Raw genomic sequence first — 24354 nt, 5'->3', positions numbered from 1 at the left:
ACTCCTTTGCAAAACTTTTGTCATGGACCAGTATATCAGAAAATAACACCTAAACAAAAAAAGAAAGTTTCCCATTTTCTCAAAAAAATCCTTGATGAATCGTTCAACATTTTTTCAAAACTAAAAACGCTAACAATCTATTTGTTAACATGCTTTGTTAGTTTTTTAGATATTTTGTCTCAAAATAAATATCGTTTAAAAAATCAGAAAATTTATAAAATAATGGACAATTTGACATAAATTGGGTTACTTTTGACGTAAAAAGTGGTATGATAGAGTAGTACGATTGTAATAAAGGATTAAAATCCGAACAAAAAAGGAGTGAAGAGTGTGACAATCAAAAAACTGGAGAACAATAGCACCCAGTCGATTATTACCGAGGAAGTCAAAATACTAAAAGGCTTGCTTGATGAGATAACTCATCAAATGGTTGGTGATGAGGTGTTTGCCAAAATTCAAAACATTGTTGAATTGTCAGCAAGTGATGAATATGTCAAACTTGAAAAATTAGTAGTTCAATTAACCAACGATGAAATGGTTGTAGTGTCTCGTTATTTTTCAATTTTGCCACTTTTAATAAACATTTCAGAAGACGTTGATTTTGCTTATGAAATCAATTACCAAAATAATACTAATCAAGATTATCTTGGTAAACTCTCTTTAACCGTAGATATGGTTTCAGAAAGCGAAAACTCTAAAGAAATCCTTGAAAATGTCAATGTTGTGCCTGTATTAACAGCTCACCCTACACAAGTTCAACGTAAGACAGTCCTCGAATTGACAAATCACATTCATGACCTTTTACGTAAATACCGCGATGTCAGAGCGGGTGTTGTGAACCGTGACAAATGGTACACTGATTTGCGCCGTTACATTGAAATCATCATGCAAACGGACATTATTCGTGAGAAAAAACTGAAGGTAAAAAATGAAATTACCAACGTTATGGAGTATTACAATACATCCTTAATTCAAGCGATTACCAAGTTGACTTCAGAGTACAAACGCTTAGCAGCTGAAAAAGGCATCGACCTAGAAAATCCAAAACCTATCACAATGGGAATGTGGATTGGTGGTGACCGTGACGGTAACCCATACGTAACAGCTGAAACACTTCGTTTGTCAGCAACGGTCCAAAGCGAAGTCATCATTAACTACTACATCGAAAAATTAACAGCTCTTTATCGCACATTCTCACTTTCAACAACCTTGACAAATATTAGTCCAGAAGTTGAAAAATTAGCAGAATTGTCAAGCGATAAATCTATCTACCGTGAAAATGAACCTTATCGTAAGGCATTTAACTATATTCAATCAAAATTAATTCAAACCTTAATCGAATTAAAAGCTAACACAGCCATTTCTCAAGGTGTTTTGGAAGGTAGCAACAACATCAGTTCAGATGTTTGCACAAGCACTAAAAACGCTGGTGTCATTACAAAATACTTACAAACAAAATTCTCTAAAGTTTCATCAGAACTTCAAGAAGAAATTCCAAGCTATAAAACAGCCAAAGAATTTAAAGATGATTTGTTTATTATCAAACAATCATTGCTTGACAATGGTGATGATGCGCTCTTGACAGGTGATTTTAGCGAATTGCTTCAAGCAGTTGATGTCTTTGGATTCTATCTTGCAATGATTGATATGCGTCAAGATTCAAGCGTTAACGAAGCTTGTGTTGCAGAATTGTTGAAATCAGCTAATATCATTGAGGATTACAGCTCACTTTCAGAAGAAGAAAAAGTAAAAGTTCTTCTCAAAGAATTGCAAGAAGACCCACGTACGTTGTCATCAACAAATGCTGAAAAATCAGAACAACTTCAAAAAGAATTAGCAATCTTCCAAACAGCTCGTTACCTTAAAGATAAATTAGGTGACGAAGTCATTAAACAACACATTATTTCACATACTGAAAGTGTTTCTGATATGTTTGAGTTGGCTATCATGCTTAAAGAAGTCGGACTTCTTGATAACCAAACAGCGCGTGTTCAAATTGTGCCACTCTTTGAAACAATCGAGGACCTTGAAAATTCACGTGCTATCATGGAAGAATATCTTGATTATGATATTGTTCGTCGCTGGGTTTCAGCTAGCAAAGGTTACCAAGAAATTATGCTTGGTTACTCAGACAGTAACAAAGACGGTGGTTACTTATCATCTGTTTGGACACTTTATAAAGCTCAAAATGAATTGACTCGTATTGGTTCAGAACGTGGTATTAAAGTGACATTCATTCACGGTCGTGGTGGTACTGTTGGTCGTGGTGGTGGTCCATCATATGAAGCTATCACATCACAACCATTCGGTTCAATCAAAGATCGTATTCGTCTTACTGAGCAAGGTGAAATCATTGAAAATAAATACGGCAATAAAGACGTTGCTTATTACAACCTTGAAATGTTGGTTTCAGCAACTATCGATCGTATCGTGACACGTATGATTACAAATCCAGATGAAATTGATGATTTCCGTGCAACAATGGACGGCATTGTCACTTACTCAAATGGTGTTTATCGTGATTTAGTATTTGGTAATCCACATTTCTATGATTACTTCTTTGAAGCAACACCAATCAAGGAAGTATCAAGCTTGAACATTGGTTCACGTCCAGCTGCTCGTAAAACAATCACAGAAATTTCAGGTCTCCGTGCAATCCCTTGGGTATTCTCATGGTCACAAAGCCGTATCATGTTCCCAGGTTGGTATGGTGTCGGTTCAGCATTCAAGAACTTTATTGACGCTGAAGAAGGAAACTTGGCAAAACTTCAACATATGTATGAAAAATGGCCATTTTTCCATTCACTTCTTTCAAATGTTGATATGGTTCTCTCTAAATCAAATATGAACATTGCTTTCCAATATGCTCAATTGGCAGAAAGCGAAGAAGTACGCGATGTCTTTAATACTATCCTTGACGAATGGCAATTGACTAAAAATGTTATTTTAGCAATCGAAAAACACCAAGATTTGTTGGAAGAAAATCCTTCGCTTAAAGCAAGCTTAGATTACCGCTTGCCATACTTCAACGTTTTGAACTACATTCAAATTGAGTTGATAAAACGTTTACGTCATGAAGAATTGGATGAGGATTACGAAAAACTCATTCACACAACTATCAACGGTATTGCCACAGGATTGCGTAATTCTGGCTAATATCAAAATATTCTGAAAGTCTGAGATTAACTTCTCAGACTTTTACTTTTTTTTAGGGTCGAAAGATGATATAATGGCATATGATAAACTCGAATGTATGTAGGGGAATCTATGAAAATCGATAAAAGGCATTTATTAAATTATTCTATCCTCGTGCCTTATTTAATTCTGTCTGTTATTGGGCTGATTGTTGTCTATTCAACAACTAGTGCAACACTTGTCCAATACGGTGTTAATCCGTTTGCGTCAGTATTAAACCAAGGGCTTTTTTGGATAGTCAGTCTGATTGCCATTCTTTTTATTTATAAACTGAAATTAAACTTTTTAAAAAATTCACGAACGCTGACCATGACAATGATGGTCGAAATTATTTTGTTGCTCATTGCGCGTTTCTTCACTAAAACTGTTAATGGTGCCCATGGTTGGATTGTTATTGGACCGATCAGTTTCCAACCAGCTGAATATTTAAAAATTATCATTGTTTGGTTTTTGGCATTTACTTTTGCAAGGCGTCAAGAATTGATTGAAATATATGATTACCAAGCACTTACCAAGCGGAAATGGCTTCCTAGAAAATGGAGCGACTTGAAAGACTGGCGTGTTTATTCGTTGGTCATGATATTATTGGTTGCTGCCCAACCTGACCTTGGAAATGCGGCAATTATCGTTTTGACAGCTTTAATCATGTATTCTGTTAGCGGGGTTGGTTATCGTTGGTTTTCAGCGATTTTAGCTACCGTAACGGCTTTGTCAGCTGCTTTCTTAGGTTTGATTGCAGTTGTTGGGGTTAAAACTATGGAAAAAGTCCCAGTCTTTGGTTATGTTGCCAAACGTTTCAGTGCCTTTTTCAATCCATTTGATGATTTGACGGACTCAGGACACCAGTTAGCACATTCATATTATGCCATGAGTAATGGTGGCTGGTTTGGTCGTGGTTTGGGAAATTCGATTGAAAAAGCTGGTTACTTACCCGAAGCAACGACAGACTTTGTCTTTTCAATTGTCATTGAAGAACTTGGTTTAATTGGTGCGGGGCTCATTTTAGCATTGCTATTCTTTTTGATTTTACGTATTATGCACGTGGGTATTAAAGCTAAAAATCCTTTCAACTCTATGATTGCTCTTGGTATCGGCGGAATGATACTCATGCAAACTTTTGTTAACATCGGAGGAATTTCAGGGCTTATTCCGTCAACTGGTGTTACTTTCCCATTCCTATCCCAAGGGGGAAATAGTTTGCTAGTTTTATCAGTAGCTATAGGCTTTGTGCTAAATATTGACGCCAATGAAAAACGCGAAGAAATCATCCGCGAAGCAGAAGAACAATTAAAAACCAAGGAAATAACACAAGAATATGATGACAACGTTATCGACCTAGATAGTTTTTATTAGAAATCTCCCCTTTGCGGGAGTTTTTTTGTAACCAAAAGAAATGTGATTCGTTATAAAAGTGAAAAGGGAGGTGAGTAGGATTAAGCTGGATGGTTATGAGGTGGAATTGTTAGGATTCGCTGAGGAGATTAGTTATTATTTGCAAAAATCGGGGGCTAGTGCTGAAAATGCACGTGACATTAGCCAAGATGTTCTCGTTAAAATGCTAGAAAGCGAGATTGTCCTTCCTTTCGAGAAAATGCGGGCATGGATGTACCGTGTGGCAGTTAGGCTCTACATTGACCGCTATCGGCGTGATAAAAAGTATTGGGAAATCTTACAACGTGAATTCTTTAAGGATGAAAATGTCATTGCTTTTGATAGCCCAGATTATGAACCACTTTATCAAGCCGTGGCTTTGTTAAAGGAAAAATATCGCTTGGTGATTGATTTGTATTACTTCCAGAATCTTTCTATAAAGGAGATTTGTCAAGTTCTTGGTATTTCAGCAAGTAAAGCCAAGATTGATTTGATGCGAGGGCGACGCGATTTGCAAAAAATATTAGAGAAAGAAGGGGATTATTATGACGATTTCAAATGATTTTGAAAAAATTGCTACGAAAAATAAGCGAAAAAATCGCTTGAAAACAGTTGGGATTAGTGTTGGTATGATGTTGATTAGTGCTTTGATTATCTTTTTAGGCTTACGTTCGTTGACAGAACGTCATGCAGAGATGGTCAAAGAAAACTATCTGTTGAGGTCAGAGATTGCCTATCCCAATATCGACTACACCACTTGGGGCTTTGAAGCAAATTCGGAATTTACAGGGACCTTTTATTCACACCGTTCTAAAAATATTGACGGTATTAGTGTCCCTTTTGAAGAGTATCAAGGAAATTATTCAATAATTGGTCCTATGTCAGCTAGTCAAAATGAAGGCTTGGAAGAAGGAGATAGCAATAGCTCCAACTATACACATGGCAATCTCTATAAAGTACCAATCTTCTATAATGTTAATGCTTCCGCTAAGACAGTAAGTATGGAAGTCACACAAGATATTAGTAAGGTTGCAGAAATGACTGGACAGGCTGTGGAAGTAGCAATTACATTTGATAAACCTTACACCTATCAAGAAATTACAGACATGGTCCCTGATAACCTTTTGGTCAATTGGTACTGGATTGGCACATCGAGTACTGTGGATACAGCGAATTTAGCTCTAGATGCCCAACTAGGTTTCGCTCCGTCTTCAATAAATGATTATGCGGCTGATTTTAAGAACTTCAAGTCAAATTTAAAAAAGGCGATTGAGTCAGGTGTCGTTGATTCTCGATATAGCATTGAAGATGAAACATTGTCATTAGAAGATGATGCTAAAACTTACTTGAAAAATAATTCAAATTACAAAACAGCAACCTTTTCTGGGGTTATCTTGACTGGGCGTGCTGAAAATTTTGCTCAGCTTGAAGACAAGAATTGGATTTACGCTTCGAATATCGGACAGAGCGTCACAATTCAGCCATATCACACACTTACGAAATAAAGAATGAAAGTTCTAAAATGAAGCTAGCCACTTGATGGTATCAAAAAACATCTCAGAGAGATATAATGTAATCACCACAACAACATTAGAAAGCCTCCGGGATGCAGGAACTATTATACACCAAAATGGAAACATTTAACACTAGCTGACCGTAGAAATATAGAACGTTGGCTCAAAGAAGGTCATTCCAATCGCGAAATCGCTAGAAGATTAGCCAAAGCTCCTCAAACCATTCACAATGAAGTCAAGAGCGGACAAGTCAGACAACAAGTGCGTAAAGGAAAATACGAGTTAGTTTACTCAGCTGACTTTGCACAGGATGCTTATGATAATAATCGTAAACGTTCTGTGAAGCGGCTTTCTCTAACTAAAGAGCTCAGAGAAAATATTGTCCACTACATCAAACAGAAATACTCTCCTGAAATGATAGTCAAAACAAAGGGTATTAATGTCTCTATCTCAACCATTTATTATTGGATTCATCATGGACAACTAGGCCTAACCAGAGCAGATATGCTTTATCCTCGTAAGGCGACCCCTAAGAAAAAACAAGTCAGCCCCAATTTTAAACTTGCTGGAAAGTCTATTGAGGAGCGACCAGAGAGCATTAATAATCGTGAGAAGCTAGGGGATTTTGAGATTGATACTGTTATTCAAACACGGGCTAAAAACGAGTGCTTATTTGCTCTGACTGACAGGAAGAGTCGCTATCAAATTATTCGGCTTATTCCTGACAAGTCGTCTACTTCAGTTAATCAGGCCTTGAAAGCCATTCTAAAAAACTATCAAATTAACTCTATCACAGCAGATAACGGGACAGAATTCAGTCGCTTAGAGGATGTCTTTGACCCTAAACATATTTATTATGCTCATCCCTATTCTTCTTGGGAAAGAGGACGCAATGAGAACCATAACAGGCTGATTCGTCGTTGGTTACCGAAAGGAAGCAAAAATGCGACTCCACAACAAGTCGCATTCATTGAAAATTGGATTAATAACTATCCAAAGAAAATTCTAGATTACAAATCTCCTAAAGAGTTTTTACAAACTGGCTAACTTGGACTTGAAATTTAGCACGAAATAAAGAAATAGAGAAATCATAAATAAAATAGTAAAATACTTGCAATTCCCACATAATTTGTTAAAATAGTATGGTAAAGTTAGACTGTATTGCTTACCGTCTATCTATAAAATATATTTTATTGGAGGCTTTTACCCAAATGGCAAAAGAAAAATACGATCGTAGTAAACCACACGTTAATATTGGTACAATTGGACACGTTGACCATGGTAAAACTACTTTGACAGCTGCAATTACAACAGTTCTTGCTCGTCGTCTTCCAAGCGCAGTTAACCAACCAAAAGACTACGCTTCTATCGATGCTGCTCCTGAAGAACGCGAACGCGGTATCACAATCAACACTGCACACGTTGAATACGAAACTGCTAAACGTCACTATGCTCACATCGACGCTCCAGGACACGCGGACTACGTTAAAAACATGATCACTGGTGCTGCCCAAATGGATGGTGCTATCCTTGTAGTAGCTTCAACAGATGGTCCAATGCCACAAACTCGTGAACACATCCTTCTTTCACGTCAAGTTGGTGTTAAACACCTTATCGTCTTCATGAACAAAGTTGACCTTGTTGATGACGAAGAATTGCTTGAATTGGTTGAAATGGAAATCCGTGACCTTCTTTCAGAATACGATTTCCCAGGTGATGATCTTCCAGTTATCCAAGGTTCAGCTCTTAAAGCTCTTGAAGGTGACACTCACTACGAAGATATCATCATGGAATTGATGGACACTGTTGATGAATACATTCCAGAACCAGAACGTGATACTGACAAACCATTGCTTCTTCCAGTCGAAGACGTATTCTCAATCACTGGACGTGGTACAGTAGCATCAGGACGTATCGACCGTGGTACTGTTAAAGTCAACGACGAAGTTGAAATCGTTGGTATCCGTGAGGACATCCAAAAAGCTGTTGTTACTGGTGTTGAAATGTTCCGTAAACAACTTGATGAAGGTCTTGCAGGGGATAACGTTGGTGTTCTTCTTCGTGGTGTCCAACGTGATGAAATCGAACGTGGTCAAGTTCTTGCTAAACCAGGTTCAATTCACCCACACACTAAATTCAAAGGTGAAGTTTACATCCTTACTAAAGACGAAGGTGGACGTCACACTCCATTCTTCAACAACTACCGTCCGCAATTCTACTTCCGTACAACTGACGTTACAGGTTCAATCGAACTTCCAGCAGGTACTGAAATGGTAATGCCTGGTGATAACGTAACTATCGACGTTGAATTGATTCACCCAATCGCCGTTGAACAAGGTACTACATTCTCAATCCGTGAAGGTGGACGTACTGTTGGTTCAGGTATCGTTACAGAAATCGAAGCTTAATTTTAGTTAATTAATTAAGTTCCCAGATAACAATTATTAGTCAGATAGTAATTGTAGAAGAGTCCCGTAAGGGGCTCTTTTTGTGATTTCTTTGAGGTTTGTCGCTAAAAATCCCGTCGAACCTTTAAAACCTGCTAAAAATATGATAAAATAGGGGAGTAAATAAAAAAAGAAGAGGTATGTGAAATGTCACGTAAACCATTTATCGTTGGTAACTGGAAAATGAACAAAAATCCAGAAGAAGCTAAAGCATTTGTTGAAGCAGTAGTTTCTAAATTGCCTTCATCAGAACTTGTTGAAGTTGGTATCGCTGTTCCTGCACTTGTCCTTTCAACAGTTCTTGCTGCAGCTAAAGGTTCAAACCTTAAAGTTGCTGCTGAAAACTGCTACTTTGAAAACGCTGGTGCTTTCACTGGTGAAAACAGCCCTAAAGTATTGTCTGAAATGGGAACTGACTACGTTGTAATCGGTCACTCAGAACGTCGCGAATACTTCCACGAAACTGACGAAGATATCAACAAAAAAGCTAAAGCAATCTTTGCTAACGGTATGCTTCCAATCATCTGCTGTGGTGAAACTCTTGAAACTTACGAAGCTGGTAAAGCTGCTGAATTCGTAGGTGGACAAGTTTCAGCAGCTCTTGCTGGATTGTCAGAAGAACAAGTTTCTTCACTTGTTATCGCATACGAACCAATCTGGGCTATCGGTACTGGTAAATCAGCTAGCCAAGATGACGCACAAAAAATGTGTAAAGTTGTTCGTGACACAGTTGCAGCAGACTTCGGTCAAGCAGTAGCTGATAAAGTTCGCGTTCAATACGGTGGTTCAGTTAAGCCTGAAAACATTGCTGCTTACATGGCTTGCCCAGATGTTGATGGTGCCCTTGTTGGTGGTGCATCACTTCAACCAGAAAGCTTCCTTGCTCTTCTTGACTTTGTAAAATAATCAAGAAACATTGAAGTCATTTAAACCTACTTGTCTTAGGACAGGTAGGTTTTTTTGTGCTTTCTTTTTTGGTTATAGATTTGAGCGATAAAAAATATAGCTTGTAAAGCAAAGAGCAACAAATTTGGAAGTTAAGTTCCAACTAATACTTAATAAAAATCAAAAATAGCATTATAATAGTATTTTGATAAAAGAACTTACCCAAACACAAGTCGAAGAATTGACGCAAGTACTTAAAAATAAAAATGATGCTCCGCATCATAGAAAAATACAGGCACTCATTCTTTATTCTGAATGCAATAAAAAGTAGCCAAATCAGTAGGCTTTGTCCATCAGAAAGTCCGAAACTTATTGAATCGCTATTTAAGTGGTGCTTAGAGGGCCTATTAAAGGAAAATCGTGGTGGTCGCCACCGCTCATATATGATGCATGAGGAGGAAGAAGCTTTCCTTAAAGAGCAACTCTCTTCTTCCTTGAATGGAGAATTCCTTACCGTTAACTCTCTCTTTAAAGCCTATTAAGAGAGAGTTGGGCACAAGACAACCCGAGAAGGTTTCTATGCTCTCCTGAAGCGTCATGGTTGGCGTAAGGCTAGCCCCCGTCCCCAATATCCGAAAAAAGCAGACGCCAAAACCATTTTAGCGTCTAAAATAAAATCTTTATTCGAGGAGAGAGTGAGTAAGCGTTTTATTGATGGGAAACAATATCAAAAAATCCACCTTATGTATCAAGATGAGGCGGGTTTTGGGCGTATCAGTAAACTTGGTTCATGTTGGTCTTCAAAAGGTTATCGTCCTCACATAGCAAGTCACCATATTCGGGAGTACCGCTATTGTTATGAAGCTGTGGATGCCCATACAGGTGACTCATTTTTCATCATAGCGGGTGGATGTAATAGTGATTGGATGAATGAATTTCTACGCCAGCTATCGGTAGCTTATCCAGAAGATTATATTATTTTAGTCATGGATAATGCCATCTGGCATAAATCTCAGACGTTCAATATTCCTAAGAATATTGAATTTACTTTCATTCCACTCTATACACCTGAAATGAATCCTATTGAGCAAGTCTGGGCTGAGATTCATAAACTTGGTTTCAAGAATAAAGTATTTAAGACTTTAAATGAGGTAATCGATAAACTTAAAGAGGTTATTGAAACCTTATCTTCTGCTCAACTTAAATCAATTGTACATAGAGACTGGACTTCAGCTATTTTTGATTTTAACTAAGTATAAAAAGCCTTGAAACTTTTGGGTTTCAAGGCATAATTTTTAATGACGTCTCAATATTTTTTTGAGATTATGAATTAATTTGTATTTGAGTGGGTGAGGGTAGTAACGGAAAGTTCCCATTTTTCGGGCAATGTAGCCATTGTAGTTTTGTTTGAAGCGTAGAACGCCGTCTGAACCGTCAAATTCTCCTGTGATGCCAAGAAGATTATAAGTTGTGATGCCACGTTTTATGGCTTCTGACATGACGTATTCTTGAAGTAGGGCAGGTGCGTAGAATTTATTGAACTCAGGGTAAGAACCTGAGAAGAGATAGACAGCTTCCTGTTTGGTATAAACAAATAGGCTTCCTGCAAGGACAACGTTTTGTGAACCGTACTTGCTAATGAATTCCTTAGCTTCTGCCATGCGTGTATCAAATGTCGCAGATTGACTGGATAATTCGCGAAGCTGACTTTGTTTCTTTTCAGAAACATTGTTATTTTCAATGGCAGTTCGGAGTTTTTCGATTCGTTGGTCAAGTTTGGCTTTATCAGTTTTAAGGTGTGCTAAAGAATCTTGAAAATTCAAACTTGCAACCATGAATTCACAAGAATCTCCAAAGCTATCATAGAAATCTTGGTAATAATCAAGGGATTTATCATCGTAATCTCTGCGGTCTGATGTGGCAGAAGTGATTTCCTTGAAAAGCGGCAATTCATCACGGTTAAGTTTTCGTAAGGTGATGCCGAAAGTCTTAGCTTTTTTGACCAAAGGACGCCCTTTTTTGCTAAATGATTTTAGTAACGTTTTTTCATCTAAGTCAGTCAAATCTTTAACATAATGCCAGTCAGGCTCACCACCTGGGTAACCAGTCAAAAGCCCATCGTGTTGATAACCGAGTGATAGAAAATCGTCTAATAGTGCCGTGTTTTCTTGGTCGGTTGGCTGACCAGTAGTGTCAAAATGCTGATAGGTATCATAAGGTTTGACTAGCAATTCAAGAGCTCCATTTTCTTTAGCATAGCTTTGAAGTTCCTGGTAGAATTGTTTTAGATAGTGTTTATCACGTGAAACAGGACCAGAATTGATTTCCATGTGGAGCCCACCTGTCATTGGCAAGCTAAAGAGAACGGCCGCAACTTGTAGTGTCTCTTCATCTTTTAGCCCAAGATAGGTTACTTGGTACCCACGTTTTTTTAATAAATCCGCCATCTCTACCGATTGCATAAATGATTTGTAAGAGACGGTGTTGCAAAAAGTCTCAAAAACTTTTTTTTCGATAATCTCAAGAGAGGTCATTAATGGCTATTTTTCCTTTGTTTGCGAATATTGTAAGCAAAGTTTGAAAGTTTGTAAAGGAATGGATTTACTGGAATGTTAAATTCTCCAATGAATTCTTCAATAGTTGGGTTGAAGTTTGATTTAAATTTAGTTAAACCGTCATCAAGTGTTCCTTCAACACCACCCATATTTGCGCAAATAATATTGTCAGCGTAAGCATCTTTGAATACTTTTGGATAAAGGGAATATTGTGGGTAGAATTTCTTGAATTCATCATTCATACCAGCATAAAGCATTTCCATGACATTACCAAATGATACAGATAAGATACCTGCAATGATGAGTTCATCTGGGTATTTTTCAACAAATTCTTCAAACTCAGTAATGTATTTTGTAACAGAATTTTTTTGTTGTGTTAACTTAGTCAAACGTTTTTTCTGATGTTCAGCAGTTTCAGACAAATCTTTTTCGATTTGAGCGAGTTGTTCTTTGTATTCAGTTAGACGTTTTGGCAAATTAACTTTGGCAAGGTGTAGGTAAGCATCGTCACCGTAAGTTTCCATCATTTTACGGAAATAGTCTTCATTACGAAGGGCAACACCTTTACGATTTTCAGTAAGAGCGACGACATCAGCGAAAGCTTTAACATCATCAATTGTACCACGGCTAGTGATGACACCACGGTGAATAGCATCTTTCATCAAACGTTTTGTGTGTTTAGGAAAAGTTGCTGTCATGTCTTCTTGGGTATAGACATTTGCTTGGAAACGAGGTTGGATACTTTCAGCAATTGTTGTTGTGCGTCCAGTCCATTCGCAACCCGCTGCTTTCAAGTTATCAATAGCAGTAAGTGTCTCTTTGTTTTCATCAACTTCTTCACCGATTTTGTATTGTTTAAGCAGTAAAGCAGGGTCCATTTTGATGAAGAGGGAACGTTTTGTTTTACCATACTTCTTAAGGGAGCTAATGACAAAGGCAACGAGTTCTTTGTCACTGTAGTCCATGATTGGTCCACGAGGAATATAAAGCATGGTAAAGCCAAGCGGCAAAGCTTTGATAAGAATAGAAGCAGAAGCAACTAAGGCATCATCTTTGTAGAAACCAATGCGTTCGTTATCCCAATTATCTTTAATTTTTGCCCAATTTGATGATTGTAAAAGGTTTGTTTGGTTACTTGATTTTGCAAAATTATCGTGTTCTTCCGCAGAAATACCGATTTTATAGCTATACATTATTTTAAGACCCACTCTCTAAGGGCGTATGCAACGCCACTTTCTTCATTTGATTTTGTAATATATTTAGCGATTTCTTTGAGTTCTGGTGTACCATTTTCCATGACAACAGGGTTACCAACGGCTTCAAGCATGCTACGATCGTTTTCAGCATCGCCAATAGCCATGGTTTGGTCTTTGCTAAGCCCCATTTTTTCGGCAAGGTGTGTAATGGCATTGCCTTTACTAGCACTTTTGTTCATGAATTCTAGGTAAAATGGTGTTGATTTGACAATGGTGTATTTGTCATAAAATTCTTGTGGAATTTTAGCGATTGCAGCATCAAGAATTTCAGGTTCATCAATGAACATCATTTTAATAATTTCTTTATCGCCCATTTCTTCTGGGGTGCGGTAAAAAATTGGCATGTTAACCAGGGTTGATTCGTGAACAGTGTATTTACCAATATTGCGGTTTGCAGTGAAGATACCTTCTTTGGTAATAGCGTGCATATGAACATCTAACTTACGGCTAAGGAATTCAATGTCAAGATAATCATCGTAAGTCATGGCTTCAGTGATAATGTTCTCACCAGTAGCAGTATCTTGGACTAAACCACCATTGAAAGTGATGACATAATCGCCTGATTCTTTCAGGTTTAATTCATCGAGAAGTGTTTGAACGCCTGGAATTGGACGTCCAGTAGCAATGATGATCTTAACACCTTGTTTTTTAGCATCTTGAACGGCTTCAAAAACTTCAGGTGTGACTTTGCGGTCATTGGTCAAAAGTGTGCCGTCGATATCGACGGCGACTAATTTAATAGACATAAGGTTATTTTACCCTTCCTAAAGAATCTCTATCTATCTTACTAAAAAGTGGCTTATTTGTCATGGGGAATACAAAGAAATCTGAAGTGGAACGTTTTCAATGCTAAATAAGTCATGATACGCTCTTAAAATTAATTATGATAAACAAAATGTTCGTTTGAAATATAGCTCATAAAGGCTTTCTTATCAACGGCAAATAGGTCGTTATCAACTAGCATTTCTTTTGGAAAATAGAATCGTCTATCGCCATAAATAGTACCCGTTAAGGTTTTGACGATTGATGAAATTGTTGATAATTCTACAACAGAGCCGTCTTTTTGAATCATGTTAATCTCGGTTCTTGGTTCTTTTTTTTCAGGACGGTAAATGTCATAAGGCAAGTCAAAATTGACATGGATGCCTGTGTAATAATCAGGATCAAAGCCAACAGATTTGACAAGGTCAACAAGGTGACTGAGTTCTTTGCGTGACGATTCTTCGAAAGTCACCGATTTAAAGACTTTACGATTGACAAAACGGCTTGCCAAATCAGCCAAAATCTCATCTTCAGCAGTCATCCAAGTTTGAAAATAGGTATTCATCACTCCATCATCTAAAGCAAGATAATCAGCTAAGTTAGCATGATTTTCTAAAAATGGAATCAGATTTGGTGATGTTCTTTCAAAGAAATCGGTATCAGTCTGGTAAAGGTATTTTGCGCGCTTTAAAAGATTTTGTAACAATACTTCCATTCCGCGACTAGCAGGGTGAAAATACACTTGCATATACATTTGGAAACGACTGACAATATAGTCCTCAACAGCGTGCATGCCATTGTATTCAAAAACAATACCGTCTTCGGTTGGGCGAATCACACGTAGAATGCGATTCAAGTCAAATTGACCATAATTAGCGCCGCTATAGTAAGAATCGCGCAAAAGATAGTCCATACGGTCACAGTCAATTTGGCTAGAAATGAGTTGGACAACTTGTTTATTATGATAAGTGTGGTTGATAACACTAGCGACTTTTTCTGGAAAATCAGGCGAGACACGACGCAAGATAGTATTGATTTCAGTATCTGGACTAGTGATAATCTCTTGTGTAACGGCTTCATGGTCGGTATCAAAGAGTTTTTCGAAAGTGTGTGAATAAGCACCGTGTCCGACATCATGTAAAAGCCCAGCCACCATCGTTAAGAGATTGTCATCAGAATTCCAAATATCAGGAAATTTGTCATCAAAAATTTCAGTCACACGTCTTGCAATCTCGTAAACCCCTAAACAGTGTGAGAAGCGGCTGTGTTCTGCACCATGAAAGGTGAAAACAGTTGTCGAAACTTGTTTGACCCGTCGTAGGCGCTGAAACTCTTTACTATTGATAAGGTCGTAAATGACCTGATGATTGACAGTTATATAGTTGTGAACAGGGTCACGAAATACTTTTTCATTCATACTTTCATTATAACAAAAAACTTTGTAAAGCTGATTTTTAAAGGTTTGGGATATTTACGAATACTTGGATTTGATTTATAATGTTGACTATGACAAATAAACTTATTCTTCATATGATTCAACTTTTTTTGATTTTTCTCATCTTTTGGACAATGGGAAATATTCTGGTAAATGCTAAAAAGCATCGCATTAATTTAAAGGAAAAATTCTGGACGGGGCTATGGATTGGTTACGTGACAGATTTATTAGATACACTAGGGATTGGAACCTTTGCAACGAGTACAGCACTTTTTAAAGCGACAAAACTGGTTGAAGATGATAAAAAAATCCCTGCAACCCTATCGACAGCGCATATTATTCCTGTTTTGATTGAAGCGCTTTGCTTTATTACCATTGTTGAGGTTAACTTGACTACTTTATTTGTTATGGCCATGGCGTCTTTTTTAGGAGCATTTGTAGGAACACGAATAACTAAAAATTGGAACACACGCCAAGTCCAACGTGTTTTGGGAATTCTGTTAATTGTTGCAGCATTCATTATGTTTTACCGACTGATTGCCAATCCTGGTGCTAGTATTTCTGAAAGTACTCATGGCTTATATGGTATTTGGATTCTTGTCGGAGCGATGTTTAATTTTACGATTGGTATTTTGATGACAATGGGGCTAGGAAATTATGCGCCAGAGTTAATCTTTTTCTCAATGTTGGGTATTAATCCGTCAGTTGCACTGCCTGTGATGATGCTTGATGCAGCAGTTATCATGTCAGCAAGTACGACAGATTTTATTAAGTCTGGGCGTGTCAACTGGCCGGGTGTTTTAGGAATTATTATAGGTGGTTCTTTTGGTGTTCTGACAGCAGCATTTTTCTTGAGCAAACTTGATATTAATCATTTTAAAATTTTGATTGTCTTTATTGCTCTTTTCACAGGAACAAGTTTACTTCGCTCATCTGCCATTAAACGTTAGGCTTATAGTGGCTTTAACACGTCAAAATTGCTATAATTTTAGGGAAAGGAAAAACATTTTAACATTACATGAAACTTCACATTAAGAATAAAATTGATTTGGATGGGCAGGTTGAGCTGGTTGAACAATCTTATCCTGTCAAATTAACGGAAAAAAATGGACACATTTACCTTACTTATACCAATGAGGAAGAAGAAACGGTGATGCTCAAATTCAACGAGCAAGAGTTGGTCATGACACGTTACTCAACGCCGAAATCAATTATGCGTTTTCACCGTGAAAATCCTGCTTTGGTTGCCATTCCAACGTCAGTAGGATTGCAGCATTTACAAACGCAAACAAGTGTTTATGAGTTGGATGCTGAACAACAACATCTTAAAATTCATTATCAACTCAAACAAGTTGATGGTGAGAATGTTTTTGCAAATTATCAGTTAGAAATTAATTGGGCATAAACACGCTATAAATCCGATATTATCGGCGTCTGAGTGGGAATGTATTCAGTTGACAAAAAAGGTAAAAAATGATATGATTACTCTGTATTCAAGGGAGTAGCAGGCGATTTTTACTTTTGTTTTTGCTTCCTTTGCCGGCGTCTTGTTTTGTTGGATTTTAGTCCAATCTGCAATTGCGGTGCTTAGGATGAACAAAACGAATGGTAAATATTCGGTGCGCATTTGCGACTGAAAAATCGCGTTTATGTCGTCATTACGAAATCATTGATTTCCGGCATAATCTTAAACAGCGAGACTTGTTTTTTAAAAAACAGGTCTTTTTTCTATTTAAAGGAGACCAGAGGAGGAAGCTATTTTGTCTAAAGAACAAAGTAAAGCCTTGTTTTACATACAAGGAGAAGATGAAACGTTAGAAGCGTTGCAATCATCACGTGAAGGGTTATCGACAGCAGAAGCCCAAAAACGTTTGGACGAATATGGTCATAATGAACTTGAAGAAGGTCAAAAACGAGGTTTACTTGCAAAATTTCTTGACCAATTCAAGGATTTAATGATTATTATTTTGTTGGTTGCGGCTGCCCTTTCTGTGATTACCGAAGGTACTGAAGGTTTGACAGATGCGCTTATCATTTTAGCGGTTGTTATCCTTAATGCAGCATTTGGTGTTTACCAAGAAGGTCAAGCCGAAGCGGCAATTGAGGCGCTCAAAGACATGTCAAGCCAAATCGCACGTGTCCGCCGTGATGGTCATGTTGTCGAAATTGATTCACGAGAATTAGTTCCCGGGGATATTGTTATGCTTGAAGCTGGTGATGTGGTGCCTGCAGATATGCGTCTCTTGGAAGCTGCGTCATTGAAAATTGAAGAAGCGGCTCTGACTGGTGAATCTGTCCCTGTTGATAAAGACTTATCGGTAGATGTTGCAGCTGATGCGAGTATTGGTGACCGAGTTAACATGGCTTACCAAAACTCAAATGTCACTTATGGACGTGGTTCAGGTGTTGTTGTCAATACAGGAATGTACACCGAAGTTGGTAAGATTGCTGATATGCTTGCAAATGCTGATGAAACAGACACACCACTGAAACAAAACCTTAACCAATTGTCTAAAATGTTGACTTACCTGGTGGTAGGTGTTGCTATTATTACCTTTATCGTGGGTGTCTTTGTTCGCGGAGAAGCTCCGATTGAAGGCTTGATGACATCTGTTGCTCTTGCTGTTGCTGCTATTCCTGAAGGTTTGCCTGCCATTGTTACAATTGTGCTCTCAATGGGGACAACAACACTGGCTAAACGTAATGCAATCGTGCGTAAACTCCCTGCTGTTGAAACACTTGGTTCAACTGAAATTATCGCTTCAGATAAAACTGGTACTCTTACAATGAACCAAATGACGGTTGAGAAAGTTTATACCAACGGTCAATTACAAAGCTCTGCTAGTGAAATTGCAAAAGATAACAATACACTTCGTATCATGAACTTTGCAAACGATACGAAAATTGACCCAAATGGCAAATTGATTGGTGACCCGACAGAAACAGCACTTGTGCAATTCGGACTTGACCATAATTTTGATGTACGTGAAGCTCTTAAAGAAGAACCACGTGTGGCAGAATTGCCGTTTGATTCTGAACGTAAATTGATGTCAACTATTCATAAAGAAGCTGATGGTAAATACTTTGTTGCAGTAAAAGGTGCACCAGACCAACTTCTTAAACGTGTCACTCTTATTGAAGAAAATGGTCACGTTCGTGAGATTACTGCGGATGACAAAAAAGCTATTCTTGCTGTTAATAAGGAATTGGCGCAAAAAGCTCTTCGTGTCTTGATGATGGCTTACAAATACGTTTCTGAAATTCCAACACTTGAGTCAGAAATTGTTGAGTCTGATTTGATTTTCTCTGGCTTGGTGGGAATGATTGACCCTGAACGTCCAGAAGCTGCAAAAGCTGTTGCTGTTGCTAAAGAAGCTGGTATTCGTCCAATCATGATTACTGGAGACCACCAAGATACAGCGGAAGCTATTGCCAAACGCCTTGGTATCATTGAAGATGATGGTCAAGACCACGTCTTTACTGGTGCTGAACTTAATGAACTTTCTGATGAAGAATTCCAAAAAGTTTTCAAACAATACTCAGTTTATGCGCGTGTGTCTCCAGAACACAAGGTGCGTATCGTAAAAGCTTGGCAAAATGAAGGTAAGGTTGTTGCCATGACTGGTGATGGTGTCAATGATGCGCCTTCACTCAAGACAGCTGACATTGGTATTGGTATGGGGATTACAGGTACAGAAGTATCTAAAGGCGCTTCTGATATGGTTCTTGCTGATGATAACTTTGCTACAATTATCGTTGCAGTTGAAGAAGGACGTAAAATTTTCTCAAACATTCAAAAAACTATTCAATATCTTCTCTCAGCTAACATGGCAGAAGTCCTTACGATTTTCTTTGCAACATTATTTGGTTGGGATGTGCTTCAACCTGTTCATCTTCTTTGGATTAACTTGGTAACCGATACACTACCAGCTATTGCGCTTGGTGTTGAACCTGCCGAACCTGGTGTTATGAGCCACAAACCTCGTGGTCGTAAGTCTAATTTCTTTGACGGTGGTGTCATGGGAGCGATTATTTACCAAGGAATCTTCCAAACTGTTCTTGTTCTTGGTATCTATGGTTGGGCGTTGATGTTCCCAGAACATGCTGCTAATCGTATGGTACACGAAGATGCTTTGACAATGGCATTTGCGACACTTGGTTTAATTCAATTGGTTCATGCTTTCAATGTTAAATCTGTTTATCAATCTATCTTTACTGTCGGAGCTTTTAAAAATAGAACCTTTAACTGGGCTATCCCAGTAGCCTTTCTTCTTTTGATGGTAACAATCGTAGTACCTGGATTTAATGATTTGTTCCATGTTTCGCACCTAAGCGTTACACAATGGCTCGCAGTTATTATTGGAAGCTTGCTTATGGTTGTTTTAACTGAAATCGTTAAAGCTGTTCAACGTGCACTTGGACAAGATGAAAAAGCAATTTAAAAATATAAAATTGGATCAGATTGATTCAGCAAAAAGCAAATCTCATACATGAGATTTGCGTTTTATTATAATTCAAAAATAGTCATGGATTTTCGGAATTCTTGTGCCAAATTTTGACGTTTGTAACCAGTGAAGTCATCAAGTTTTTTGACAATGTTGTAGCGTTTGCTAAGATTCCAAGTCTGATTTGGGTTGAGTTCGGGGTGTTGATTGACATAATCAATAGTCAAATTCCACTCGCGGATATAACCAAGCGGTTTAGCATGGTAAGTAATATTGTCAATTTGCTGCGAAACGATACTATGATGAGTATGCCCAAAAATCACGTTGTTAACCTGATGTTTTTTGAAAATATCATGAAAAGCTTGACTACCTAAAAAAGCATTAAATGGTTTAAAACGCTTGTGTTGCAAGGTAAATTGGTGATGTGGCACAAAATGCAGACTAACAATCACGTCATTGGCAATCGTTGATAAAGTTCTATCGAGTTTTTGTGTTGTTTGGTGCGTGAGTTCTTTGTCAGAAAAGTTGCGATTTAAACGTCGGTCAAACCAGAAAGTATTTTTAAATTTGATTGTTTCAGCTTCAGATTTTTCTGGGAAAAAAGAATAATCATACCAACCATGAAAAGCCAAGAGTGTCTTTTTCCCCAACGTAATAATCTGAAAATCCAAATCGTTAATCGCCTTGTCATCTAAGTCAAGCATATCATGATTTCCGAGATTATAAGTAACGTCAAAATGTTTGCTCATTATTTCTAAAAATGGGTAAGAGATGTCATAAAAATGGTTGGAAATATCCCCAGCCAAATGCAGATGAGAAATTTTTTCTGCGTTTAATGTGTCAATGAGTGTCTGGATTTCAAAATCATCAAACTGATTCAAATCGATATGTAAATCACTCATAATAGCTAGTTTTATCATGGCATTATTGTAGCAAAAAATCTTCGAAAAAGCCCTTAATGTGTATTTTTATCTCTTCTGAAAATATGATAGAATATTTTCAGGAGGCTTTCAGGATAAAGACAATAATATTTGATATGGATGGTGTCTTATTTGATACTGAGAATTTTTATTTTAAACGACGTGAGACATTTTTAGGTCGAAGTTGCCTTGGAAAAATCAGGCTTAAAGCAGTACTTTACTCATATTTTATCGGGAAGTGAATTTGCAGAAGGGAAACCTAACCCTGCTATTTATAATGTTGCTTGTGAGAAATTAGGCTTTGCTAAAAAAGATATTGTGATTATTGAAGATAGCCAAAAAGAAATTCAAGCAGGTGTGGCAGCTAGTGTACGTGTCTTAGCCATTCGTGATAAAGTCTTTGGCGTTGACCAATCAAAAGCAGATGTTTTGATTGATAGTTTGACAGAAGCATTGCAATTTGTCGAAAATGAAAATCATAACAGCTTTATCTAACATTATTTTTTGTTACCGTTTTGTAATTGTTCTGCCTTATTTGAATTATATTTTTAGCTTAAAATAGGAGTTGCTGGGTGTGAATTTTCTACAGAAATATTTTTAGTGGTGAGAAAGCTACTTATCTTGTGGTTTTGATGTAAATGAAGCATGGCGTATAATAGTAATTTTGCGGGCTTTATGGTAGAATAAGAAAACAGTAGTAATATAGAATAAGTCCTAAAGGTAGCGTGAAAATTCAAATTTTTACTTTGTTTTCTTAACGGACTTAGTATCTTAATTAAAAGGAGTTATTTCATGGAAGTGGCTGAAATTCGCCAAAAAATAGTAGAAAATCAAGAGAAGTTGACTAGCTTCAGGAGGTCTCTTTGACTTAGATCGTTTGGAAGAGGACATTGCGCTTCTTGAAAACAAAATGACTGAGCCAGATTTTTGGAATGATAACATTGCAGCTCAAAAAACGTCTCAAGAGTTAAATGGTTTGAAACAAACTTATGAAACTTTTAATGAAATGCAAGAGTTGTCTGACGAGACTGAACTTTATTTGGAAATGTTGGACGAAGATGATTCTGTTCAAGCTGAATTAGAGGAAAGTCTTGAAAAGCTTGATAAAATCATGACAAGTTATGAAACGACCTTGCTTTTATCAGAGCCCTATGATCACAACAATGCTATCTTGGAAATTCATCCAGGATCAGGTGGTACCGAAGCCCAAGATTGGGCTGATATGCTTTTCCGTATGTACACACGTTATGGCAATGCCAAAGGCTTTAAAGTTGAAATCCTTGATTATCAAGCAGGTGACGAAGCTGGTATCAAATCTGTTACTCTTTCATTTGAAGGTCCAAATGCTTATGGGCTATTGAAATCTGAAATGGGTGTTCATCGTCTAGTGCGTATCTCACCGTTTGATTCAGCCAAACGTCGTCACACGTCGTTTTCTTCTGTCGAAGTTATGCCGGAATTGGATGACACAATTGAAGTTGACATTCGTGATGATGATATTAAAATGGATACTTTCCGTTCAGGTGGTGCTGGTGGACAAAATGTCAACAAGGTATCAACTGGTGTTCGTTTGACTCACATTCCAACAGGAATCGTTGTAGCATCAACGGTTGACCGTACTCAGTACGGAAACCGTGACCGTGCGATGAAAATGTTGCAAGCCAAACTCTATCAATTAGAGCAAGAGAAAAAAGCGCAAGAAGTGGATGCCATTAAAGGTGATAAAAAAGAAATCACATGGGGAAGCCAAATTCGCTCTTATGTCTTTACGCCTTATACAATGGTGAAAGACCATCGTACAGGCTATGAAGTGGCTCAAGTTGATAAAGTCATGGATGGTGACATTGACGGCTTCATCGACGCTTATTTAAAATGGCGTATTGATTAACTCAAAAGTAAAATTTTAGGATAACAAAATCGTAAAGGAAAATACAAATGGCATTAATTGAAATGAATGGTGTAACCAAGAAGTATCACCGCTCAACAACTGCTTTGAGAGATATTACCGTATCTGTCAATCCAGGTGAATTTGTTTATATTGTTGGTCCTTCTGGTGCTGGTAAATCTAGTTTTATTAAATTATTGTACCGTGAAGAAAAAGTATCTACTGGAACCCTTAAAGTTGGGGAATTTAACCTAACAAAATTGAAAAAACGTGATATTCCAATCTTACGTCGTAGCATTGGGGTTGTTTTCCAAGACTATAAACTTCTTCCTAAGAAAACGGTTTTTGAAAATGTTGCCTATGCAATGCAAGTTATCGGTGAAAAACCACGTGAAATTAAAAAACGTGTACCAGAAGTTCTTGATTTGGTTGGACTTAAACACAAAATGCGTTCATTCCCAGATCAACTATCTGGCGGTGAACAACAACGTGTCGCAATTGCACGTGCGATTGTTAATAATCCTAAAGTTTTGATTGCTGACGAACCAACAGGTAACCTTGACCCAGAAATTTCATGGGAAATCATGCAATTATTAGAACGTATCAATCTTCAAGGAACAACTGTTTTGATGGCAACACACAACAAACAAATTGTCAATAATCTTCGCCATCGCGTCATCGCTATTGAAGACGGTCGGATTGTACGTGACGAAGAGGAAGGAGAATACGGATATAATGATTAGAAATTTTTTCCGCCATTTATGGGAATCCATTAAAAGTTTGAAACGTAATGTCTGGATGACCATCGCTTCAGTCAGCTCTGTTACCATTACATTGACACTTGTTGGTGTTTTTGTCGCTGTTCTATTGAACGTTGAGCGCATCGCAACAGGTATTGAAAATAACATTCAAATTAATGTTTATTTGGATGTTGACTCAACAGATAGCTCTGAAACAACAACTAACGAAGCTGGTGAAACAGTCGCTAATGATTCGTATCACCAAGTTTATGATCAAATTTCAAAGATTTCAGGTGTTGAATCAGTTACTTATTCAAGTAAAGATGAACAACTTAAAAAATTACAACAAACTTATGGAGATGATTGGTCACTTTTTGACGGTGACTCAAATCCATTGCAAGACGTTTACATTGTTGAAGTAGACTCACCATCAGATGTGAAGAAAGTGGCTAAGAAAATTGCCAACATTGAAGGTGTTGAATCTGTCGATTATGGTGGTTCAAACTCAGAACAACTCTTCAGCATTGCTAAATTCATTCGTACATGGGGATTTGCAGGAACAATCCTTCTAGTGGTTGTGGCTATCTTCTTGATTTCTAACACAATTCGTATGACAATTATGTCTCGTCAACGTGACATTGAAATCATGCGTTTAGTAGGTGCTAAAAATTCTTACATCCGTGGACCATTCTTCTTTGAAGGTGCTTGGGTAGGACTTCTTGGAGCAATTGTTCCATCAATTATCATCTACTTTGGGTACAAGACTGTTTATTCATCAGTTAATCCACAATTTGAGATCCAAGGCTTGTCATTATATCCAATTAACACATTACTTCCACTTGTCATTGGGGGTATGTTCTTAGTCGGAATTATTATCGGAGCACTTGGTTCAGTTATCTCAATGAGACGTTATCTTAAAATTTAATATCGAAAAAGTCCTTCTG

At 37.6% G+C, this 24354-nt stretch carries 18 protein-coding genes and 2 pseudogenes; 15 read left to right on the top strand and 5 right to left on the bottom strand.

From position 1 onward, the window contains the following. Positions 1–330: 330 nt before the first annotated feature. The 8 genes and pseudogenes from ppc (at position 331) to SMA_RS11090 (ending at position 10665) form a co-directional block, all read left to right on the top strand. Positions 331–3156, top strand: a complete 2826-nt coding sequence (gene ppc, locus SMA_RS07440; RefSeq protein WP_014294971.1) for a phosphoenolpyruvate carboxylase — start codon at positions 331–333, stop codon at positions 3154–3156. Between the two features lie 111 nt (positions 3157–3267). Further along, on the top strand, positions 3268–4548 hold the full coding sequence (ftsW, locus tag SMA_RS07435) for a cell division peptidoglycan polymerase FtsW (RefSeq protein WP_039671098.1): 1281 nt from the start codon (positions 3268–3270) through the stop codon (positions 4546–4548). 70 nt (positions 4549–4618) lie between these two features. Then, the gene (locus SMA_RS07430) at positions 4619–5128 is read left to right on the top strand and encodes an RNA polymerase sigma factor (RefSeq protein WP_014294969.1); all 510 of its coding nucleotides are present in this window, start codon (positions 4619–4621) and stop codon (positions 5126–5128) included. Continuing rightward, the gene (locus SMA_RS07425) at positions 5112–6071 is read left to right on the top strand and encodes an anti sigma factor C-terminal domain-containing protein (RefSeq protein WP_014294968.1); all 960 of its coding nucleotides are present in this window, start codon (positions 5112–5114) and stop codon (positions 6069–6071) included. Before SMA_RS07430 ends, SMA_RS07425 begins: the two co-directional genes overlap by 17 nt. Positions 6072–6155: 84 nt before the next feature. Continuing rightward, positions 6156–7127 carry an IS30 family transposase gene (locus SMA_RS07420; RefSeq protein ID WP_044563094.1) on the top strand — a complete coding sequence of 324 codons (972 nt, stop codon included), beginning with the start codon at positions 6156–6158 and terminating at the stop codon, positions 7125–7127. 164 nt (positions 7128–7291) lie between these two features. After that, on the top strand, positions 7292–8488 hold the full coding sequence (gene tuf / locus SMA_RS07415; RefSeq protein WP_014294966.1) for an elongation factor Tu: 1197 nt from the start codon (positions 7292–7294) through the stop codon (positions 8486–8488). 186 nt (positions 8489–8674) lie between these two features. Beyond that, the gene (tpiA, locus tag SMA_RS07410) at positions 8675–9433 is read left to right on the top strand and encodes a triose-phosphate isomerase (protein ID WP_014294965.1); all 759 of its coding nucleotides are present in this window, start codon (positions 8675–8677) and stop codon (positions 9431–9433) included. A gap of 184 nt (positions 9434–9617) precedes the next feature. Continuing rightward, a pseudogene (locus SMA_RS11090) lies at positions 9618–10665 on the top strand (IS630 family transposase). 42 nt (positions 10666–10707) lie between these two features. Here SMA_RS11090 and SMA_RS07400 read toward each other — a convergent pair. The 4 genes from SMA_RS07400 to SMA_RS07385 all read right to left on the bottom strand — a co-directional run bounded on the left by SMA_RS07400 (position 10708) and on the right by SMA_RS07385 (position 15402). Continuing rightward, a complete protein-coding gene (locus tag SMA_RS07400) occupies positions 10708–11946 on the bottom strand; it encodes an aminoacyltransferase (RefSeq protein ID WP_014294963.1) in 1239 nt (412 codons plus the stop codon). Further along, on the bottom strand, positions 11946–13160 hold the full coding sequence (locus SMA_RS07395; protein ID WP_014294962.1) for an aminoacyltransferase: 1215 nt from the start codon (positions 13158–13160) through the stop codon (positions 11946–11948). Before SMA_RS07395 ends, SMA_RS07400 begins: the two co-directional genes overlap by 1 nt. Further along, complete coding sequence (gene yidA / locus SMA_RS07390) at positions 13160–13969, bottom strand: sugar-phosphatase (protein ID WP_014294961.1); 810 nt, start codon at positions 13967–13969, stop codon at positions 13160–13162. Before yidA ends, SMA_RS07395 begins: the two co-directional genes overlap by 1 nt. A 131-nt stretch (positions 13970–14100) precedes the next feature. Then, positions 14101–15402, bottom strand: a complete 1302-nt coding sequence (locus SMA_RS07385; protein ID WP_014294960.1) for an HD domain-containing protein — start codon at positions 15400–15402, stop codon at positions 14101–14103. Between the two features lie 89 nt (positions 15403–15491). On the opposite strand from SMA_RS07385, the gene SMA_RS07380 reads away from it, so the two are divergent. From SMA_RS07380 to SMA_RS07370, 3 genes are all read left to right on the top strand, one after another. Continuing rightward, positions 15492–16370 carry a sulfite exporter TauE/SafE family protein gene (locus SMA_RS07380; RefSeq protein WP_044563269.1) on the top strand — a complete coding sequence of 293 codons (879 nt, stop codon included), beginning with the start codon at positions 15492–15494 and terminating at the stop codon, positions 16368–16370. Between the two features lie 68 nt (positions 16371–16438). After that, on the top strand, positions 16439–16825 hold the full coding sequence (locus SMA_RS07375; RefSeq protein ID WP_014294958.1) for a YwiB family protein: 387 nt from the start codon (positions 16439–16441) through the stop codon (positions 16823–16825). Positions 16826–17180: 355 nt separating this feature from the next. Beyond that, positions 17181–19862: a cation-translocating P-type ATPase gene (locus SMA_RS07370; RefSeq protein WP_014294957.1), complete on the top strand. Its 2682-nt coding sequence runs from the start codon at positions 17181–17183 to the stop codon at positions 19860–19862. Between the two features lie 65 nt (positions 19863–19927). Here the strand turns inward: SMA_RS07370 and SMA_RS07365 are convergent, their stop codons facing one another. Continuing rightward, complete coding sequence (locus tag SMA_RS07365; protein WP_014294956.1) at positions 19928–20785, bottom strand: putative phosphoesterase; 858 nt, start codon at positions 20783–20785, stop codon at positions 19928–19930. A gap of 65 nt (positions 20786–20850) precedes the next feature. Between SMA_RS07365 and SMA_RS07360 the strand changes: the two are divergent. The 4 genes and pseudogenes from SMA_RS07360 to ftsX all read left to right on the top strand — a co-directional run bounded on the left by SMA_RS07360 (position 20851) and on the right by ftsX (position 24335). Next, positions 20851–21280: pseudogene (locus SMA_RS07360) on the top strand (HAD family hydrolase). 297 nt (positions 21281–21577) lie between these two features. Further along, positions 21578–22673, top strand: a protein-coding gene (gene prfB, locus SMA_RS07355; protein WP_095522724.1) for a peptide chain release factor 2 whose coding sequence is annotated in 2 segments (ribosomal slippage) — positions 21578–21649 and positions 21651–22673 — 1095 coding nt in all. Because the reading frame shifts where the segments join, the coding sequence is not laid out codon by codon here. Between the two features lie 47 nt (positions 22674–22720). Next, a complete protein-coding gene (gene ftsE, locus SMA_RS07350) occupies positions 22721–23413 on the top strand; it encodes a cell division ATP-binding protein FtsE (RefSeq protein ID WP_014294955.1) in 693 nt (230 codons plus the stop codon). Next, positions 23406–24335: a permease-like cell division protein FtsX gene (gene ftsX / locus SMA_RS07345; RefSeq protein WP_014294954.1), complete on the top strand. Its 930-nt coding sequence runs from the start codon at positions 23406–23408 to the stop codon at positions 24333–24335. The genes ftsE and ftsX overlap by 8 nt, the downstream gene beginning before the upstream one ends. The last annotated feature ends 19 nt before the right edge of the window (positions 24336–24354 follow it).

The sequence above is a fragment of the Streptococcus macedonicus ACA-DC 198 genome, from assembly GCA_000283635.1.
Taxonomy (GTDB): domain Bacteria; phylum Bacillota; class Bacilli; order Lactobacillales; family Streptococcaceae; genus Streptococcus; species Streptococcus macedonicus.
This window is presented reverse-complemented; position numbering and strand designations above follow the sequence as displayed.

Coding starts and splice junctions, on each gene's coding strand:
- ftsW (WP_039671098.1), top strand. CDS start 3,268: ATGAAAATCGATAAAAGGCATTTATTAAATTATTCTATCCTCGTGCCT.
- SMA_RS07425 (WP_014294968.1), top strand. CDS start 5,112: ATGACGATTTCAAATGATTTTGAAAAAATTGCTACGAAAAATAAGCGA.
- tuf (WP_014294966.1), top strand. CDS start 7,292: ATGGCAAAAGAAAAATACGATCGTAGTAAACCACACGTTAATATTGGT.
- tpiA (WP_014294965.1), top strand. CDS start 8,675: ATGTCACGTAAACCATTTATCGTTGGTAACTGGAAAATGAACAAAAAT.
- SMA_RS07400 (WP_014294963.1), bottom strand. CDS start 11,946: ATGACCTCTCTTGAGATTATCGAAAAAAAAGTTTTTGAGACTTTTTGC.
- SMA_RS07395 (WP_014294962.1), bottom strand. CDS start 13,160: ATGTATAGCTATAAAATCGGTATTTCTGCGGAAGAACACGATAATTTT.
- yidA (WP_014294961.1), bottom strand. CDS start 13,969: ATGTCTATTAAATTAGTCGCCGTCGATATCGACGGCACACTTTTGACC.
- SMA_RS07385 (WP_014294960.1), bottom strand. CDS start 15,402: ATGAATGAAAAAGTATTTCGTGACCCTGTTCACAACTATATAACTGTC.
- SMA_RS07380 (WP_044563269.1), top strand. CDS start 15,492: ATGACAAATAAACTTATTCTTCATATGATTCAACTTTTTTTGATTTTT.
- SMA_RS07375 (WP_014294958.1), top strand. CDS start 16,439: ATGAAACTTCACATTAAGAATAAAATTGATTTGGATGGGCAGGTTGAG.
- SMA_RS07365 (WP_014294956.1), bottom strand. CDS start 20,785: ATGATAAAACTAGCTATTATGAGTGATTTACATATCGATTTGAATCAG.
- ftsE (WP_014294955.1), top strand. CDS start 22,721: ATGGCATTAATTGAAATGAATGGTGTAACCAAGAAGTATCACCGCTCA.
- ftsX (WP_014294954.1), top strand. CDS start 23,406: ATGATTAGAAATTTTTTCCGCCATTTATGGGAATCCATTAAAAGTTTG.